The following is a 14332-nucleotide window of genomic DNA, read 5'->3' as shown; positions in this document are numbered from 1 at the left end:
CTGGGCGTGGGCCCAGGAGATCAGCCGGGACCACCCCGCAGCGAGCTCGACCAGGTCGCCCGCGTCCTGCCCGGCCGGGGCCACGCCCGCCAGCACGACCGCGAGGTCCATCCCCACCAGCTCACCGGCCCCCGCCAGCACCCCACCCGCGGCGGGCGCACCAACACCGCCCTCGTCCGCGGCGGGCGTAGCGGCACCGCCTGCGTCGGCGGCGGGCGTAGCGGCACCGGCAGGACCGGCGGCATCCTCCGGGTCGGCATCGTCCGGGTCGGCGTGGTCCGGGTCGGCGTGGCCCGGGTCCGCGCCGACCGAGACAGCGGGCGCAGCGGCACCGGCCGGACCGGCGGGATCGCCTGGGTCGGCGTGGTCCGCGTCGGCGTGGCCCGGGTCGGCGCCGCGCGGGTCGGCACCGGCGGCCTCAGCCGCCGGCTCGGGCGGCTCCGGCGGGCCGCTCACCGCCTGCCCGGCCGGGGCGGCGGGCGCGGTCCCGGGCCCGCCGGCATCACTCCGGCGGTGCCAGCCGGGGCGAGGCAGCACGAGGTCGACCACGGCCGCGGAGGGGCGCCCGACCGGGGCGCCGTGCGCCACCCGGGCCACCCGGGCCGCCTGGAGGAAGACCGACAGCACCGCCTCCAGCCCCCCGGCTCCGGCCCGCGGCCGGCCCCCGGGCGCGTCGCCCCCGGCCGTCCCCTCGCCCGCCGATGTATCGAACATGTGTACGAGCCTACTCCCTGCCTGTGACAAAGACCACAAGCGGTCGCGGGTATGTGCACAACGGAGCCCACGCGGACCGCCACCGGCGGCTCGAACTCCACACGGGAGTCCGCAAGCGGTCCCTCTTCCCGAGACCGCGCACCACGATCGGCGCCTCCTTGCTCGCTCGGCGCCAGGGCGGCAGAGGCCCATCTGTTTAACCGCGCGGCAAGACCTGGTCCCGTCCCCGCGACGTGCGCGCTGCGCCAGCACACGCCACCGTTCTTGGTCCTGCAGAGATCAGACCAATAACAGCGAAGAAGATCGGATGACGAGCCCCGCGGGCGAGCTCGCCGCGAGCGGGGAGAATTAGAAGCGGAAGGGGATCGGAATGCCGCCGCAGCAGCACACCCCACGCACGTCCGTGGCCATGAGGAGAGTCGCGGCCCGGTAGCAGGCGACGAATCGGGCCGCCGACGGCAGGGCGCCACGGATGACGCCACGGCGTCCGACGATGTCACGCACGGCGGCCGAGCAGGACTGTCCGCCGTAGGCGACCAGGTGCGCGCAGTTCCAGCCCTTCCTCGGAGAGATCCGCCGCTGGTAGTAACGGATCAACGTGTCTGTCATGCGCGTTGCCGGACCCATGGGGCCACGCTACGTCTTGGGCCGCGGCACGGCGCGGCCGAATGGCGACAGAGCGTCTTTGCGCCGCCGGGAGCGTCCGGCCGACGTCGCCGCTCGAGGCAGCGCACCGCCCCACCTCGCACGAGCAGCGAGAGCCACCCACTAACGCCCCGCCGCCACCGCTCACGCAGATCGGCGTGCCGCGGCCGTCTCGGGGAGCGATGCCCAGCGGGGATCTGTCGGCGGTCGGGGGCAGACTGCAGGCGTGGCCGACGATCCGATCTCCAGGCTGCTCGCCGACCCGCCCGACCTGCCGGTGCTGGGCGGGCTGGGCGCGCTCACCGTCGCGGTCCGCCGTCGCGGCGTCGCAGTGCTGCAGGCGCCACCAGGAACGGGCAAGACCACCTTGGTCCCGCCGGTTCTGGCGGCGGCCGTCGACGGGGTCGTCATCGTCACCCAGCCGCGCCGGATCGCCGCGCGGGCAGCCGCGCGCCGGCTCGCGCAGCTGCTCGGTGAGCCGGTCGGCCGGAGCGTGGGCTACGCGGTGCGCGGGGAGCGGCGCACCAGCCAGGCAACCCGTGTCGAGATGGTCACCACCGGCGTCCTGCTGCGGCGCCTGCAGCGCGACCCCGACCTTCCTGGCGTCGGCGCCGTCGTGCTCGACGAGGTCCACGAGCGCCATCTCGACTCCGACCTCACGCTGGCGCTCCTGGTCGACGTCCGGGCCAACCTCCGCGACGATCTGCCGGTCGTGGCGATGTCCGCCACCGTCGAGGCGCAGCGCACCGCCGTCCTGCTGGGCGGTGCCGACCCGGCACAGGTGGTGGCCGTCGAGGGCTCCCTGCACCCGGTGGCGGAGGTGTGGTGCCCGCCCCCGCCGCGCGTGAGCCGCACCGATGCCCGCGGCGTCACGCCCGCCTTTCTCGACCACGTGGCGGGTACCACCCGGCGCGCACTGGCCGAGCACGAAGGCGACGTCCTCGTGTTCGTGCCCGGCGCCGCAGAGGTGAACGGGACGGCGCGGCGCCTCGCGGGCATCGACGCGGACGTGCGGCCGCTGCACGGGCGCCTGTCCCACCGTGAGCAGGACCTGGCGCTGACCGCCGGGCCGCGCCGCCGGGTGGTGGTCGCCACCGCCGTGGCCGAGTCGTCCCTCACCGTTCCGGGGGTCCGCATCGTCGTCGATGCCGGCTTCTCCCGTGAGCCCCGCACCGACCACCGCCGCGGCCTGGGCGGCCTCGTCACGGTCAGCGTGAGCCGTGCGTCCGCCCGCCAGCGCGCCGGCAGGGCGGGCCGCGAGGGCCCGGGCGCGGTCTACCGCTGCTGGTCCGCCGCCGACCATGCGCGCCTGCCCGCCCACCCCGAGCCCGAGATCGCCACCGCCGACCTCACCGCGTTCGCCCTCGAGCTCGCCTGCTGGGGCAGCCCCGACGGCGCCGACCTTGCCCTGATGGACGCCCCGCCCACCGCCGCCATGGCCGCGGCCCGGGCCGTGCTCCTCGCGATCGGTGCGATCGGTCCGGACGGCGCGGTGAGCGAGCGCGGCCGCGTCATCGCCGGCATCGGGACGGACCCGCGACTGGCCCGCGCCCTCCTGGACGCCGCAGACGTCCTCGGGGCTCGCCGGGCCGCAGAGGTCGTGGCCATGATGGCGGAGGACGTGCGCGCGCCCGGCGGTGACCTGGTGGCGGCGCTGCGCGCGCTGCGCCGGGGAGGGCCCGACGCCGGAACGTGGCTCGCGCAGGCGAGGCGGCTGGAGCGGGCGCTGCCCGCCGGTAGCCGGCACTCGGGACGCGGACTTTCCGGCCTCTCCGGCGCGGGCACTGCCGCTGACACGGCACGACCGCGCACCGGCGGCGACACGCCAGCGACCGGGGAGCGCCTCACCGACGACCTCGCGGTGGGTCTCGTCGTCGCGCTGGCTCACCCGGACCGTATCGCCCGACGGCGTCCGGGGGGCAGCGCCTACCTGATGACCTCGGGCACCGGCGCCACCCTGCCCGCCGGGTCTCCGCTGGCCGGCCTGCCCTGGCTGGCCGTCGCGGACGCCGACCGCGGCGCGGGCCGCCGGGACGCGACCATCCGCTCCGCGGCGCCGATCGACGAAGACCTCGCGGTCGAGGCCGCCCCGACGCTGCTGGCCGAGCGGAAGGCCGTCTCGTGGACTGACGGCCGGGTTGTCGCCCGGCGCGCCACCTCGCTCGGCGCGATCGAGCTGTCGTCCACGACGATCCCGGACCCGCCGCCGGACCTGGTCGCAGCGGCGGTGAGGGACGGCCTGGCCCGGGAGGGGCTCGCACTGCTGCCCTGGTCGGCCGCCGCGACCGGGCTGCGCGCACGCCTGGCCTTCCTCCGTGCGGCGCTCGGGCCGCCGTGGCCCGACGTGTCCGACGACGCACTCCTGGCCGACGTCGAAACCTGGCTCGGGCCCGACCTCGCGCGCATTCGCGGGGCCCAGGACCTGCGGCGCATCGACGTCCGCGCCGCGCTCCGCCGGCTCCTACCGTGGCCCCAGGCCGCACGGCTCGACGAGCTGGCACCGGAACGCGTCGACGTCCCGAGCGGCGCGAGCGTCCGCGTCGACTACGACGGCGAGCAGCCCGTGCTGGCGGTCCGCATCCAGGAGGCCTTCGGATGGCGTTCGGCCCCCCGCATCGCCGGGGGCCGCGTGCCGCTCCTGCTCCACCTGCTCTCGCCCGCCCGGCGCCCGGCGGCGGTCACCGCCGATCTCGAGTCGTTCTGGCGCACCGGGTATCCGCAGGTGCGCGCCGAGCTGAGGGGCCGCTACCCCAAGCACGCCTGGCCGGACGACCCGCTGACCGCGACGCCGGTGCGCGGCACCGGGCGCGCCCGAACCCCATAGGCGCAGGGCCGGGCTCGTTCACGTTAGGCGCAGGGCCGGCTCCTTCACGTGCCCCGGACGACGGCCACCGCGCAGCGGACGCGGCTGAGCACGCCGTGGCTGACCGAGCCCAGCCGGAGCCCGGTGAATCCGCCCATCCCTCGGCTGCCGACCACGAGCAGGCTAGTTTCCTGGGACTCGCGTCGCAGTGCCTCGACGGGGTGCTCGCGGACCGTGCGCAGGTCGACGTCGACGCCCACCACGACCGGGCCGGCATCGATCGGCGCCGATCCCCGGACCACGACCACCGGGCCGTGGGCGTGCGCCACCACCTGCTGCGAGACCGACCCAAGGAGCTTGCCGGCGAGCGTCCCGTGACCGCGTGCGCCCACCACCATGAGGGCGGCGTCCAGGGACGCCTTGATCAGCTCCGAGGCGACGCGGCCCGCCCGCACGTCCGAGGTGACGTCGAGCTCGGAATGGCGCGTGCGCACCTGCAACGACGGCCCGCTCGGACACCGTGCGGTCCAGGGCCCGCGGGAGGTCGGGCGAGTACATGTCGGGCGCGGCGAGGGACGTGAAGTACGGGACGACGTTGACGAGACGGAGGTTCGTCCCGCGCCTGGCGGCCTCAGCGGCCGCAAACTCGGCTGCGTGCTCGCCGCGCCGGGACCCGTCGACACCGACGACGACGCTCGCGGCCGGAACCTGCACGGACGGGGATGACATGCTCGAGCCTCCTTGCTCGCTCCTCAGAAGTTTTCCCGGCAACGCCCAGACATTCTTCACCGAGCCGCTCCAGCATGTGACCACGTCCGCCCACACGTCCGCGTCTTCCAGGGGAGCCGAGATGTTCGACGTCATCAATGGTCTGCCGGTTCATCCGCTCGTCGTGCACGCCGTGGTCGTGCTCCTGCCGCTCGCCGTCGTGGGCACCATCGCGGTGGTGGCCGTGCCCCGCTGGCGCGGCTACGCCCCCGTCGTGGCGGTGACCGCGACCGTCGCGGCGCTCCTCCTGCCGGTGGCCAAGGAGTCCGGGGAGGCGCTGCAGGAACGAGTGGGCGAACCCGGCGCGCACGGCGCGCTCGGGGCGCAGCTGGTCTGGTTCGGCGTCGCCCTGGCCGTCCTGCTCTGGGTCCTGGTCCTCGTGGGCCGGCGTCGACAAGGGGCGCCGGCGGCGGATCGTCCGCGCGGCGCACCGCGAGCGGTGGGCGCCGTGGTGGCGGCACTGGCTGTGGTCGCTGCGGTGGCGTCCGGGGTGCAGGTCTACCGGGTCGGCGACTCCGGCGCCCGCGCGGCCTGGGCGGCCCGGATCGCGCAGACCACGACTGCACCGGGCGATCAGGACCACGGTTAGCCGTCGGGATGCGGTCGCCCGCGGCGGAGATACCCTCGGCCGCGGGAGGGAATTGTGACAGCGCATGTGGGCACGTCAGGCTGGAGCTACGACCACTGGACCGGGGTGCTCTACCCGGAGGGGCTGCCGCCGCGCGAGCGCCTGGGCCGCTACCTCAGCGCCTTCCGCACCGTCGAGCTCAACGCGAGCTTCTACCGGTGGCCGCGCGACGCGGCGTTCGCGAGCTGGCGACGGCGGATCCCGGCGGGCTCCCTGCTCTCCGTCAAGGCGCCGCGGGGCCTGACCCACGCCAAGAAGCTCTACGCCCCGGAGCGCTGGGTCCAGCGGATCACCGGGTGCTGGCACGAGCTGGGCGACCGGCGCGGTGTGCTGCTCGTGCAGCTCGCGCCCCAGCACGCCCGGGACGACGCCCGGCTGGACTACTTCCTCGGGCAGCTGCCGGCGTGGATGCGCGTCGCGGTCGAGCTCCGCCACCCGAGCTGGCACACCGAGGAGGTGTTCTCGATCCTGGAGCGCCACCAGGCGGCGTACTGCGTCATGAGCGGGGCGGGTCTGCCGTGCGTGCTGCGCGTGACGGCACCGTTCGCCTACGTCCGCCTGCACGGGCCGGCCCCGGAGCACCTCTATGCGGGGAGCTACTCCGAGGACGACCTGCGGTGGTGGGCAGACAGGATCCGCGAGTGGGAGGCCGGCGGCCGGGAGGTGTTCGCGTACTTCAACAACGACGGCGGCGGGAACGCAGTCCGTAACGCCGGGCGCCTGCGCGAGCTCCTGGGGCAGTAGCGCGCCCGCGGGTGGGAGGGACGGCAGGGGAGCCGCGGGCGGGCCGCACCCGCCGGCGGCTCGCACCCGCCGGCGGGTCACACCACGAGACTGAGTAGCAGCGCGAAGATCAGCCCGCACACCGAGATGATGGTCTCCATCACCGACCAGCTGAGGATGGTCTGCTTCACCGTCATCCCGAAGTACTGCTTGACCAGCCAGAAACCCACGTCGTTGACGTGTGAGAAGAAGAGCGACCCGGACCCGACGGCGATGACGAGCAGCGCGAGGTGCGTTGGTGTGAGGTCGGCCGCGAGCGGGGCCACGATGCCCGCCGAGGTGATGGTCGACACGGTTGCCGAGCCGGTGGCCAGCCGGATGAGCACGGCGACCGCCCACCCGAGGATCAGCACGCTGAGGTGGGCGCCGGTGGCCCATTTTGCGATGAGGTCGCCGACGCCGGAGTCCACCAGCGTCTGCTTGAACCCGCCGCCCGCGGCGATGATGAGCAGGGTGCCGGCCATGGGCGGAAGGGCGCTGGTCATGGTGTCGGCGACGCTGGCGCGGCCGGCGCCGATGGCGTAGCCCATGGTCACCGTCGCGACGAGCGTGCCGATGAGCAGCGCGACCACCGGGGTGCCCAGGATGAAGAGGATGTCGTGGACGCTGTTGCCCTTGGTCGAGACGATCTCCGCGACGGCGCGGGCGAGCATGAGGACCACGGGGAGGAGCACCGTGCCGATGGTCACCCAGAACCCCGGTGTGCGCACCGGCCGCTGACCGGTGCTGGCGGCCTCGCGGCGCCCCGCCATGGCCTCCATCTCGGCGTACATGGGGCTGTCGGCGGGGAGCTCCTGCGGGCCGTAAGGGGCGATGATCCTGCCGAAGATGGGCCCGGCGATGATGACGGTCGGGATCGCGATGATGAGGCCGAAGGCCAGGGTCAGGCCGAGGTCCGCCTTGAGGGCGGCGATCGCGACCAGCGGCCCGGGGTGGGGCGGCACCATGCCGTGGAGCACGGACAGGCCGGCCAGGGCCGGGATGCCGACGAGCAGGATGGGCACCCTGGCGCGGCGCGCCACCATGAGCACGATGGGGATGAGCAGCACGAGGCCGATCTCGAAGAACATCGGTAGCCCGACCAGCGCGGCGGCGCCCGCCATGGCCCAGGGCAGCGCCCCGCCGGACACGCGCGCGACGATGGTGTCGACCACCCGCCCGGCGCCGCCGGAGTCGATCAACAGCTTCCCGACGATCGCGCCGAGCGCGACGAGGATGCCGACGCTGCCGAACGTGTCGCCGACGCCCTTGCTGAAGCTCGTGACGGCGTCGCCGATGTTGAAGCCCGAGACAATCGCGAGGACCGCCGAGCCGATCATCAGCGAGAGGAACGGGTTGATCTTGAGCCACGTGATGAGGAGGACCACCGCGGCGATCGCCAGGACCGTCGCGATGATGAGGCGGCCGCTGCTGGCGGTGGCGGCGGCCGCGGCGGCCAGGGCGCCCTGCACGAGGGCGGCGGTAGGAGACATGGTCGACTACCTCCCGCAAGGGGGTCGCACGGGGTGACCGCTCGCAGGCGTCTGGGCTGTCTGCGGCGCGCCGACCGTGCCGGACGGGTCCAACGTTAGGCGCGTGCCGCACGCGCGCAACCCCCGCACAGCCCCCGCACAGCCCCCGCATACGTTCGGGGGCCGGGTGGTGCTGCGACGCCCGTGGGGGTTTCCGGCCTCGCCGGTCGTGGGTGACCGGCCTCGTTGGTCGCCCGGCGACATAGGGTCGGGGCGTGGCAGGGACTGAGGCGCCGGCGTCGGCACGCGTGGACAGCTGGCTGTGGGCCGTGCGCCTGTTCAAGAGCCGGTCCCAGGCCACGTCCGCCTGCCGGGCGGGCCACGTGCGCGTCAACGGGGAGCGTGCCAAGCCGGCGACGGCGGTCAAGGTGGGCGACGAGGTGGTCGTGCGTGGCGGCGAGCGCGAGCGCATCGTCGTCGTGACGCGCATCCTGCTCAAGCGCGTCGGGGCCACGGTCGCCGCCGAGGCGCTCGTCGACCACAGCCCGCCACCGGTCCCGGTCGAGGCGCGCGCCGCGGTGCCCGAGCGGCCCCGCGGCGCCGGGCGGCCGACGAAGCGGGAACGGCGCGAGATCGTCCGGCTGCGCGGGCACTAGCGACGACGGCGGGGCTACGGCGGGGCTGGCCCGCTTCCTCACGGCGCTCGGGCTCAGGCGGTCCAGCCGAGGAGCACGTCGCCGAGGTACATGGCGGCGAGCCAGACCGCGGCCGCGGCCACCGGGAGCGCCAGGACCCGCCCGGGGTGGGCCCGGAACCAGCGGACGCCGAGCGCGAGGAGCCCGAGCCAGACCAGCAGGAGCACGACCACCGCCCACGTCGGCGCGAGGAGCCCGGAGACCACGTAGACCGGCAGGACGACCACCAGGAGCAGGAGGCCGAGGGCCGCGAGCACGTCAAGCCCCCGCCGGCGGGACGGTCCGCCCGCGGGCGGCGGGGACGAGGGGGGCCTCATGAGGCGAAGGCTAGTGGTCCGCGGCGCCGCTGATCAGACGACGAGCTCTGCGAGCGTCACGACCACGTCGACCAGCGCGCCCCGCCGGAACACCGTGACCGGGAAGCGGCTCCCGACGGCGGTGCCGAGCATGAGGCGCTGCAGGTCCTGAGGGGTCCGCACGGGGACGTCGCCCGAGGCGATGACGATGTCGCCGATGTACAGGCCCGCGTAGGCCGCCGGGCTCCCGGGGACCACCTCGGAGGCGAGCAGACCGGTCCTCCGCCCGAGCCGCTCCGCCAGGGGCGGGGGGAGCGCCACGGTGACGCCGCCGATGCCGAGCCAGGCGCGGCGCACCCCGCCGGTCGCGATGAGCTCGGAGAGGATGCGCCGGGTGGTGGCGTTGACCGGGACCGCCAGCCCGAGCCCGATGCCGGCCACCGCCGTGCTGATGCCCACCACGCTCGCCGCGGCGTCCGCGAGCGCGCCCCCGCTGTTGCCCGGGTTGAGCGCCGCGTCGGTCTGGATGACGTCGTCGATGGAGTGCGCGCCCCGCGTGGTGCGCACGGGCAGCGAGCGGCCCAGGGCGCTGACGACGCCGGCCGTGACCGAGCCGGCCAGGCCGAGCGGGTTCCCGACGGCGACGACGAGCTGGCCCACCCGCAGACGGTCCGCGTCGCCCAGCGTGGCCGGCGGTGTCAGACCCGCGCGCGTGCGCAGGACGGCGAGGTCGGAGAGCCGGTCCGCGCCGACGACGTCGAACGGGGCCTCCTCGCCCTCGGCGGAGATCACGCCGCCGCCGCTGACCCCCTCGACGACGTGCGCGCTGGTCACGAGGAACCCGTCCTCGGTGAACGCCACCGCCGAGCCCGCGCCCGTGCCCCGCCTGCTGCGCACGAGCACCGAGAGCACGCACGGCTGCAGGGCCGCGGCCACCGTGGTCACGACGGATGAGTAGGCGTCCATGGCCTCGTCCATGCCTCCTCAACGGGCGCGCGCCCGCCATCATGCCCGCGCGCCGTTCGCCCGCCGCGGACGCGGGGTCGGCGCCATTCCCACGCGCCCGGACGCGGGACGCCGCGGGAGGGCCGGAGTAGCGTGGCGGGAGCGGAGTCGGAGAAGCCGGGCCCAGCGGGAGAGTGGGATGGCCGTCGTCGAGCTGCTCGAGCGGGGGCGCGAGTCGTTCGCGCGCCGCGAGTGGGCCAGCGCCTATGCCCACCTGGCCGCCGTCGCCCAGGACGCGCCGATCGGCGCGGAGGATCTCTATCGGCTGGCGACCTCCGCCCTCCTCGTCGGCCACGACGAGGAGGGCTGCGACCTCCTCGCCCGGGCCTACCCCGTCTTCCTCGACGACGACGACACGCTCGGCGCGGTGCGGTGCGCGTTCATGGCCGGGATGGTCCTGAACAACCGGGGCCAGCACGCCCAGAGCGCAGGCTGGGTGGCGCGGGTCCGGCGCCTCGTGGAGGAGGGCCGCGTCGGCGAGGTGGAACGCGCGTACCTCCTGGTCCCGCCGGCGCTCGCGGCCGTGCGCGCGGGCGACGGGGCAACCGCGCTGGAGGGCTTCTCCGCCGCGCTGGCCGTGGCGGAACGCCACCGCGAGGCCGACCTGGTCGCACTGGCCAAGCTCGGTGTCGGCACCAGCCGGGTGGTTGCGGGCGAGGTCGAGGAGGGATTCGCCGTCCTCGACGAGGTCATGGTCGACGTCACCTCCGGGGCCGTCTCGGGCCTGCCCGCCGGCATCGTCTACTGCGCGGTGATCGACACGTGCCACGCGATCTTCGACCTCGGCCGGGCCCGCGAGTGGACCGACGCGCTGACCCGGTGGTGCCAGTCCCAGCCGGACCTGGTGCCCTTCCGCGGCGAGTGCCTCGTGCACCGCTCCGAGCTCCTCGTGTACCGGGGCGACTGGGCCGCGGCGCTCACCGAGGCCGACAGGGCCGTCGAACGCCTCGCCCAGCCGCCGGGACAGCCCGTCCTCGGCATGGCGCTCTACCAGCGCGCGCAGATCCTCCGGCTGCGCGGCGACCTCGCGGAGGCGGAGGCGGCCTATCGCGAGGCCGCCGCGTATGGGCACGCCCAGCCCGGGATGGCGCTGCTCCGGCTCGCCCAGGGGCGGCCCGACCAGGCGGCGGCCTCGATCCGCCGGGCCTGCGCCGAGATCCGCGACGAAGTGGCACGCTGCCGTCTGCTGCCGGCCTACGTGGAGGTCATGCTCGCCGTCGGCGACGTCACCGCCGCGCGCGCCGGTGCCGAGGAGCTGACGACGGCGGCCCGCACCCACGGGGCGCAGCTCCTGGCGGCCGTCGCCGCCCACGCCCGCGGGGCCGTCCGCCTCGCGGAGGGCGACGCCACCGGCGCGCTCGCGGCGCTGCGTGAGGCGTGCGCGGCGTGGCAGGAGCTCGACGCGCCGTACGAGGCGGCCCGCACGCGGGTCCTGCTCGCCCGGGCGTGCCGGTTGCTCGGGGACGCCGACGGCGCGCAGCTGGAGCGGGGCGCCGCCGCCGCGACGTTCGCCGAGCTCGGCGCCCTGCCGGAGCTGGCCGCGCTGGAGTCGCCCGAGGGCGCCGCGGGGCCGGCCCGGAGCCCGGGCCGCGCCGCGGCCCCTGGGGGTCTGACCGCGCGCGAGGTCGAGGTCCTGCGCCTGGTCGCCACGGGACGGACGAACCGCGCGATCGCCGCCGACCTCGTCCTCAGCGAGAAGACGGTGGCCCGGCACCTGAGCAACATCTTCACCAAGCTCGACCTCGCCTCGCGCGCCGCCGCCACGGCCTACGCGTACGAGCACCACCTGGTGTGAGCGCCCGCCGTGCTGCACAGGATCACCCATGCCCGGGGCCGGCGAGATGGGTAGATCGCCCGACGTGCGCCGTCGCGCCGGGGCCTAGCGTCGTCGTCGGAGGGCTCCCGTCCGGGGACCCGGAGCACGTGGACACCGTGATCATCGGCGCCGGGCAGACGGGGCTCGCCGCCGGCTACCACCTGGCCCGGCGGGGCCAGTCGTTCGTCATCCTGGAGGCCCGCGACCGCGTCGGGGGCGTGTGGCGAGAGCGTTACGACTCGTTGCGGCTGTTCACCCCCGCGCACGCGGACGGCCTGCCGGGGATGCGGTTCCCCGCCCCGCGGGGGGCCTTCCCCACCGGGGCCGAGATGGGAGCCTTCCTCGAGACGTACGCGGCCAGGATGGCGCTGCCGGTGCGCACCGGTGTGAGGGTCGACCGGGTCCGGACGCAGGGCGGCGGCTACGTCGTCACGGCCGGCGGCCACCGCTTCGACGTCGAGCAGGTGGTCGTGGCCACGGGCGGTCACAGGCGGCCGTACGTGCCGGCCTTCGCCGCGGACCTCGACCCGAGGATCGTCTCGCTGCACTCCACCGCCTACCACCGGCCCGACCAGCTCCCGGCGGGCCCGGTGGTCGTGGTCGGGGCCGGGACGTCCGGCGCCGACCTCGCCCTTGAGCTCGCCGGCGCGCACTCGACCTACCTCGTCGGACCCGACCACGGCGAGATGCCGCTGGACATCGAGAGCCCGGTCGCCTCGCTGGTCACGCCGGTGCTCACGTTCCTCGCCCGGCACGTGCTCACGCTCAGGACGCCGGTCGGGCGCAGGATGGCGCCCATGGTCCGCCACGGCGGGGCGCCCCTGATCCGCGTCAAGCGGGCCGACCTGGACCGGGCCGGCGTCGAACGCATCGACGCCCACGTCGTCGGTGTCCGGGACGGGCTGCCGGTGCTCGACGACGGCCGGGTCCTGACGGTGCGCACCGTCGTGTGGTGCACGGGGTTCCGCGAGGACTTCGGCTGGGTGGAGCCCGCCGTCCTCGGGGAGGACGGCTACCCACGGCAGTGGCGCGGCGACGCCGACGGCTCCCCGGGGCTGTACTTCCTCGGGCTGCCCTTCCTGTACGCCTTCTCCTCGGGCATGGTGCACGGGGCCGGCCGGGACGCCGCAGTCGTCGCCCGCCACATCACCGCGCGGCAGAGGGACCTGCGCCGGGCGGCCGCGCGCCACGCCGCCGCCGGGGTGCTCGAGCCGGTGCACCGGTGAGCGGGCCGCGGGGTGAGGCGGCGCGGGTAAGCCGGCGACCCGATTGCCGTCAGCCGCGTCCCGAAGCGCGCGCCGGGCCGCCCGCCTAGAGTCGGCACCACACGTCGAGGAGGACTCCATGGCTGACGAGGCGCTGTTCATCGGATGGGGCGAAATCGTGCGGGGGCGCGAGCGCAAGGCCGTCGAGCTCTTCGAGGAGGCGATGCACTACTTCGACAGCCTCGAGAAGGACGGCCGGATCGACGGGGTCGACGCCTGGTTCCTGGAGCGGCACGGTGGCGACCTCGTCGGGTACTTCCTGCTGCACGCGGACGGCGAGCGGCTCGACAAGGTGCGGCGCAGCGCGGACTTCGAGCGGCTCCTGACCAGGGTCCAGCTCGTCGTCGACCGCGTCGGCACCGTGAACGCCTACACGGGCGCCGCGCTGGGCCGGCTGCTGGACGACTTCCGGGAGGCCACCGCCGGGTTGGGGCAGCAGGAGCGCTGACGGCCGGCGCGGTGGCCTCACCGTCCACGCGCTGCACCGTCCACGTGCTGCACCGTCCACGTGCTGCACCGTCCACGCGGTCGCTTGACCGTTTGCTGGCAGCCGCGCGCGGGAACATCTGCGATGAGCAGCGCGTTCCCCGAGCGCCCTGCCGTTCCGGGCTCGTGCCCTTCCCTGCCCGCGCCGTCGAGAGGACACCATGCCCACCGTCATCGTCGCCCCCCGGGCCGACCTGCCCACCCTCTCCGCGCCGCCCTCGCCCGCCGCGACGGGCTTCGACCCCGCCGCCGGCGCCGAGGCCGAGCTCGACAGGCAGGTCCAGGTCTACGTGGACCTCGGCTTTCCCGCGCTGCTCGGACAGGACGACGACGCCTTCCGCGCCGCACTGCTGCCGCTGCGGCAGGCGGCGGCCGACCTGGGAGACGTCCGCGACGAGACGGTGGTAGCGCAGGACCACGTGCCCGTCGTCCTCGTGCTCGACCCAGCCCGGCTGCGCACCAACGACGTCGTGCCGGCCATGCGGCGCGGGACCCGGCACGGCGTGAGCGTGATCGACGAGGAGGAGGCACGCACCTACCGGACGCTCGACGACGTGCCCGTCCCGGACGGCGCCTACCTACTCATCGGCGTCGACGTGGGCGCGCAGCACGTCGGCGTCCCCCCGGAGACGGCCCTCGCCACCATCCGGGCCCGGGGGCGCACGCCGCTGACGATCGCCGAGGGCCTCTCGCTCGTGACGGTGCGCCCCGACATGCTCCGGCCGAACCGGTGCTTCTCGCTCGCAGCCTCACGCACCGGCATGAACCAGCGGGTCCCGGCCATCTGGATCAGCGAGCGGCGGCCCAAGCTGGGCTGGTGCTGGGACCGGAACCCGCACACCTGGCTCGGCACCGCTTCCGCCGGATCCCGGGCCGGAAACGCGCGGCCGGGGGACGGTCCCGCGTAGCCTGGGCGTGCCACCGGGGACGGTGGCCTGTCATGTCGTCGAAGACGCGGGGGAGCTCGTGACGTCTCG

General features: G+C 75.3%; 13 protein-coding genes and 2 pseudogenes. 8 read left to right on the top strand and 7 right to left on the bottom strand.

Going from position 1 to position 14332, the window contains the following annotated elements; all coding sequences use genetic code 11:
• Positions 1 to 714, bottom strand: a pseudogene (locus EJK16_RS07895) (hypothetical protein); the annotation flags it as partial.
• A 348-nt stretch (positions 715 to 1062) separates the two neighbouring features.
• A complete protein-coding gene (gene yidD, locus EJK16_RS07890) occupies positions 1063 to 1341 on the bottom strand; it encodes a membrane protein insertion efficiency factor YidD (RefSeq protein ID WP_127127937.1) in 279 nt (92 codons plus the stop codon).
• Positions 1342 to 1585: 244 nt separating this feature from the next.
• Between yidD and hrpB the strand changes: the two genes are divergently transcribed.
• A complete protein-coding gene (hrpB, locus tag EJK16_RS07885; RefSeq protein WP_205739639.1) occupies positions 1586 to 4183 on the top strand; it encodes an ATP-dependent helicase HrpB in 2598 nt (865 codons plus the stop codon).
• A 44-nt stretch (positions 4184 to 4227) separates the two neighbouring features.
• Here the strand turns inward: hrpB and EJK16_RS20425 are convergent, their stop codons facing one another.
• The gene (locus EJK16_RS20425; RefSeq protein ID WP_127127935.1) at positions 4228 to 4656 is read right to left on the bottom strand and encodes a universal stress protein; all 429 of its coding nucleotides are present in this window, start codon (positions 4654 to 4656) and stop codon (positions 4228 to 4230) included.
• 58 nt (positions 4657 to 4714) lie between these two features.
• A pseudogene (locus EJK16_RS20610) lies at positions 4715 to 4891 on the bottom strand (universal stress protein); the annotation flags it as partial.
• Between EJK16_RS20610 and EJK16_RS07870 the strand changes: the two are divergent.
• Together EJK16_RS07870 and EJK16_RS07865 are read left to right on the top strand one after the other, a co-directional pair.
• Complete coding sequence (locus EJK16_RS07870) at positions 4890 to 5519, top strand: DUF2231 domain-containing protein (RefSeq protein WP_205739637.1); 630 nt, start codon at positions 4890 to 4892, stop codon at positions 5517 to 5519. The pseudogene EJK16_RS20610 and the gene EJK16_RS07870 overlap by 2 nt on opposite strands.
• Positions 5520 to 5573: 54 nt before the next feature.
• Positions 5574 to 6302 carry a DUF72 domain-containing protein gene (locus tag EJK16_RS07865; protein ID WP_127127933.1) on the top strand — a complete coding sequence of 243 codons (729 nt, stop codon included), beginning with the start codon at positions 5574 to 5576 and terminating at the stop codon, positions 6300 to 6302.
• 77 nt (positions 6303 to 6379) lie between these two features.
• Here EJK16_RS07865 and EJK16_RS07860 read toward each other — a convergent pair whose 3' ends face one another.
• Positions 6380 to 7813: a gluconate:H+ symporter gene (locus EJK16_RS07860; protein ID WP_127127931.1), complete on the bottom strand. Its 1434-nt coding sequence runs from the start codon at positions 7811 to 7813 to the stop codon at positions 6380 to 6382.
• A gap of 254 nt (positions 7814 to 8067) precedes the next feature.
• Here EJK16_RS07860 and EJK16_RS07855 point away from each other — a divergent pair, with 254 nt between their 5' ends.
• Positions 8068 to 8448, top strand: coding sequence for an RNA-binding S4 domain-containing protein (locus EJK16_RS07855; protein ID WP_127127929.1), 381 nt, complete (start codon positions 8068 to 8070; stop codon positions 8446 to 8448).
• A 53-nt stretch (positions 8449 to 8501) separates the two neighbouring features.
• Here EJK16_RS07855 and EJK16_RS07850 read toward each other — a convergent pair whose 3' ends face one another.
• Entirely contained in the window at positions 8502 to 8804 is a 303-nt protein-coding gene (locus tag EJK16_RS07850; RefSeq protein ID WP_127127927.1) for a hypothetical protein, read from the bottom strand.
• A gap of 33 nt (positions 8805 to 8837) precedes the next feature.
• Positions 8838 to 9761, bottom strand: coding sequence for a S1C family serine protease (locus EJK16_RS07845; RefSeq protein ID WP_127127925.1), 924 nt, complete (start codon positions 9759 to 9761; stop codon positions 8838 to 8840).
• Positions 9762 to 9927: 166 nt separating this feature from the next.
• On the opposite strand from EJK16_RS07845, the gene EJK16_RS07840 reads away from it, so the two are divergent.
• The 4 genes from EJK16_RS07840 to EJK16_RS07825 all read left to right on the top strand — a co-directional run bounded on the left by EJK16_RS07840 (position 9928) and on the right by EJK16_RS07825 (position 14263).
• Entirely contained in the window at positions 9928 to 11583 is a 1656-nt protein-coding gene (locus EJK16_RS07840; protein ID WP_127127923.1) for a LuxR family transcriptional regulator, read from the top strand.
• A gap of 128 nt (positions 11584 to 11711) precedes the next feature.
• Positions 11712 to 12830 (top strand): NAD(P)/FAD-dependent oxidoreductase, encoded by a 1119-nt coding sequence (locus tag EJK16_RS07835; RefSeq protein WP_127127921.1) that lies wholly within the window; start codon positions 11712 to 11714, stop codon positions 12828 to 12830.
• A 118-nt stretch (positions 12831 to 12948) separates the two neighbouring features.
• On the top strand, positions 12949 to 13317 hold the full coding sequence (locus tag EJK16_RS07830) for a hypothetical protein (protein WP_127127919.1): 369 nt from the start codon (positions 12949 to 12951) through the stop codon (positions 13315 to 13317).
• 199 nt (positions 13318 to 13516) lie between these two features.
• The gene (locus EJK16_RS07825; RefSeq protein ID WP_205739636.1) at positions 13517 to 14263 is read left to right on the top strand and encodes a DUF5701 family protein; all 747 of its coding nucleotides are present in this window, start codon (positions 13517 to 13519) and stop codon (positions 14261 to 14263) included.
• The last annotated feature ends 69 nt before the right edge of the window (positions 14264 to 14332 follow it).

The organism is Georgenia sp. SYP-B2076, assembly GCF_003991205.1.
Lineage (GTDB): Bacteria > Actinomycetota > Actinomycetes > Actinomycetales > Actinomycetaceae > Georgenia.
The sequence above is the reverse complement of the archived record's forward strand: the minus strand, read 5'-3'. Positions and strand labels throughout refer to the sequence as shown.

Excerpts from the sequence above, each read along its gene's own strand:
- EJK16_RS07830 (WP_127127919.1), top strand. The coding sequence starts at position 12,949 with ATGGCTGACGAGGCGCTGTTCATCGGATGGGGCGAAATCGTGCGGGGG.
- EJK16_RS07840 (WP_127127923.1), top strand. The coding sequence starts at position 9,928 with ATGGCCGTCGTCGAGCTGCTCGAGCGGGGGCGCGAGTCGTTCGCGCGC.
- EJK16_RS07860 (WP_127127931.1), bottom strand. The coding sequence starts at position 7,813 with ATGTCTCCTACCGCCGCCCTCGTGCAGGGCGCCCTGGCCGCCGCGGCC.
- EJK16_RS07870 (WP_205739637.1), top strand. The coding sequence starts at position 4,890 with ATGCTCGAGCCTCCTTGCTCGCTCCTCAGAAGTTTTCCCGGCAACGCC.
- EJK16_RS07845 (WP_127127925.1), bottom strand. The coding sequence starts at position 9,761 with ATGGACGAGGCCATGGACGCCTACTCATCCGTCGTGACCACGGTGGCC.
- EJK16_RS07850 (WP_127127927.1), bottom strand. The coding sequence starts at position 8,804 with ATGAGGCCCCCCTCGTCCCCGCCGCCCGCGGGCGGACCGTCCCGCCGG.
- EJK16_RS07825 (WP_205739636.1), top strand. The coding sequence starts at position 13,517 with ATGCCCACCGTCATCGTCGCCCCCCGGGCCGACCTGCCCACCCTCTCC.
- yidD (WP_127127937.1), bottom strand. The coding sequence starts at position 1,341 with ATGGGTCCGGCAACGCGCATGACAGACACGTTGATCCGTTACTACCAG.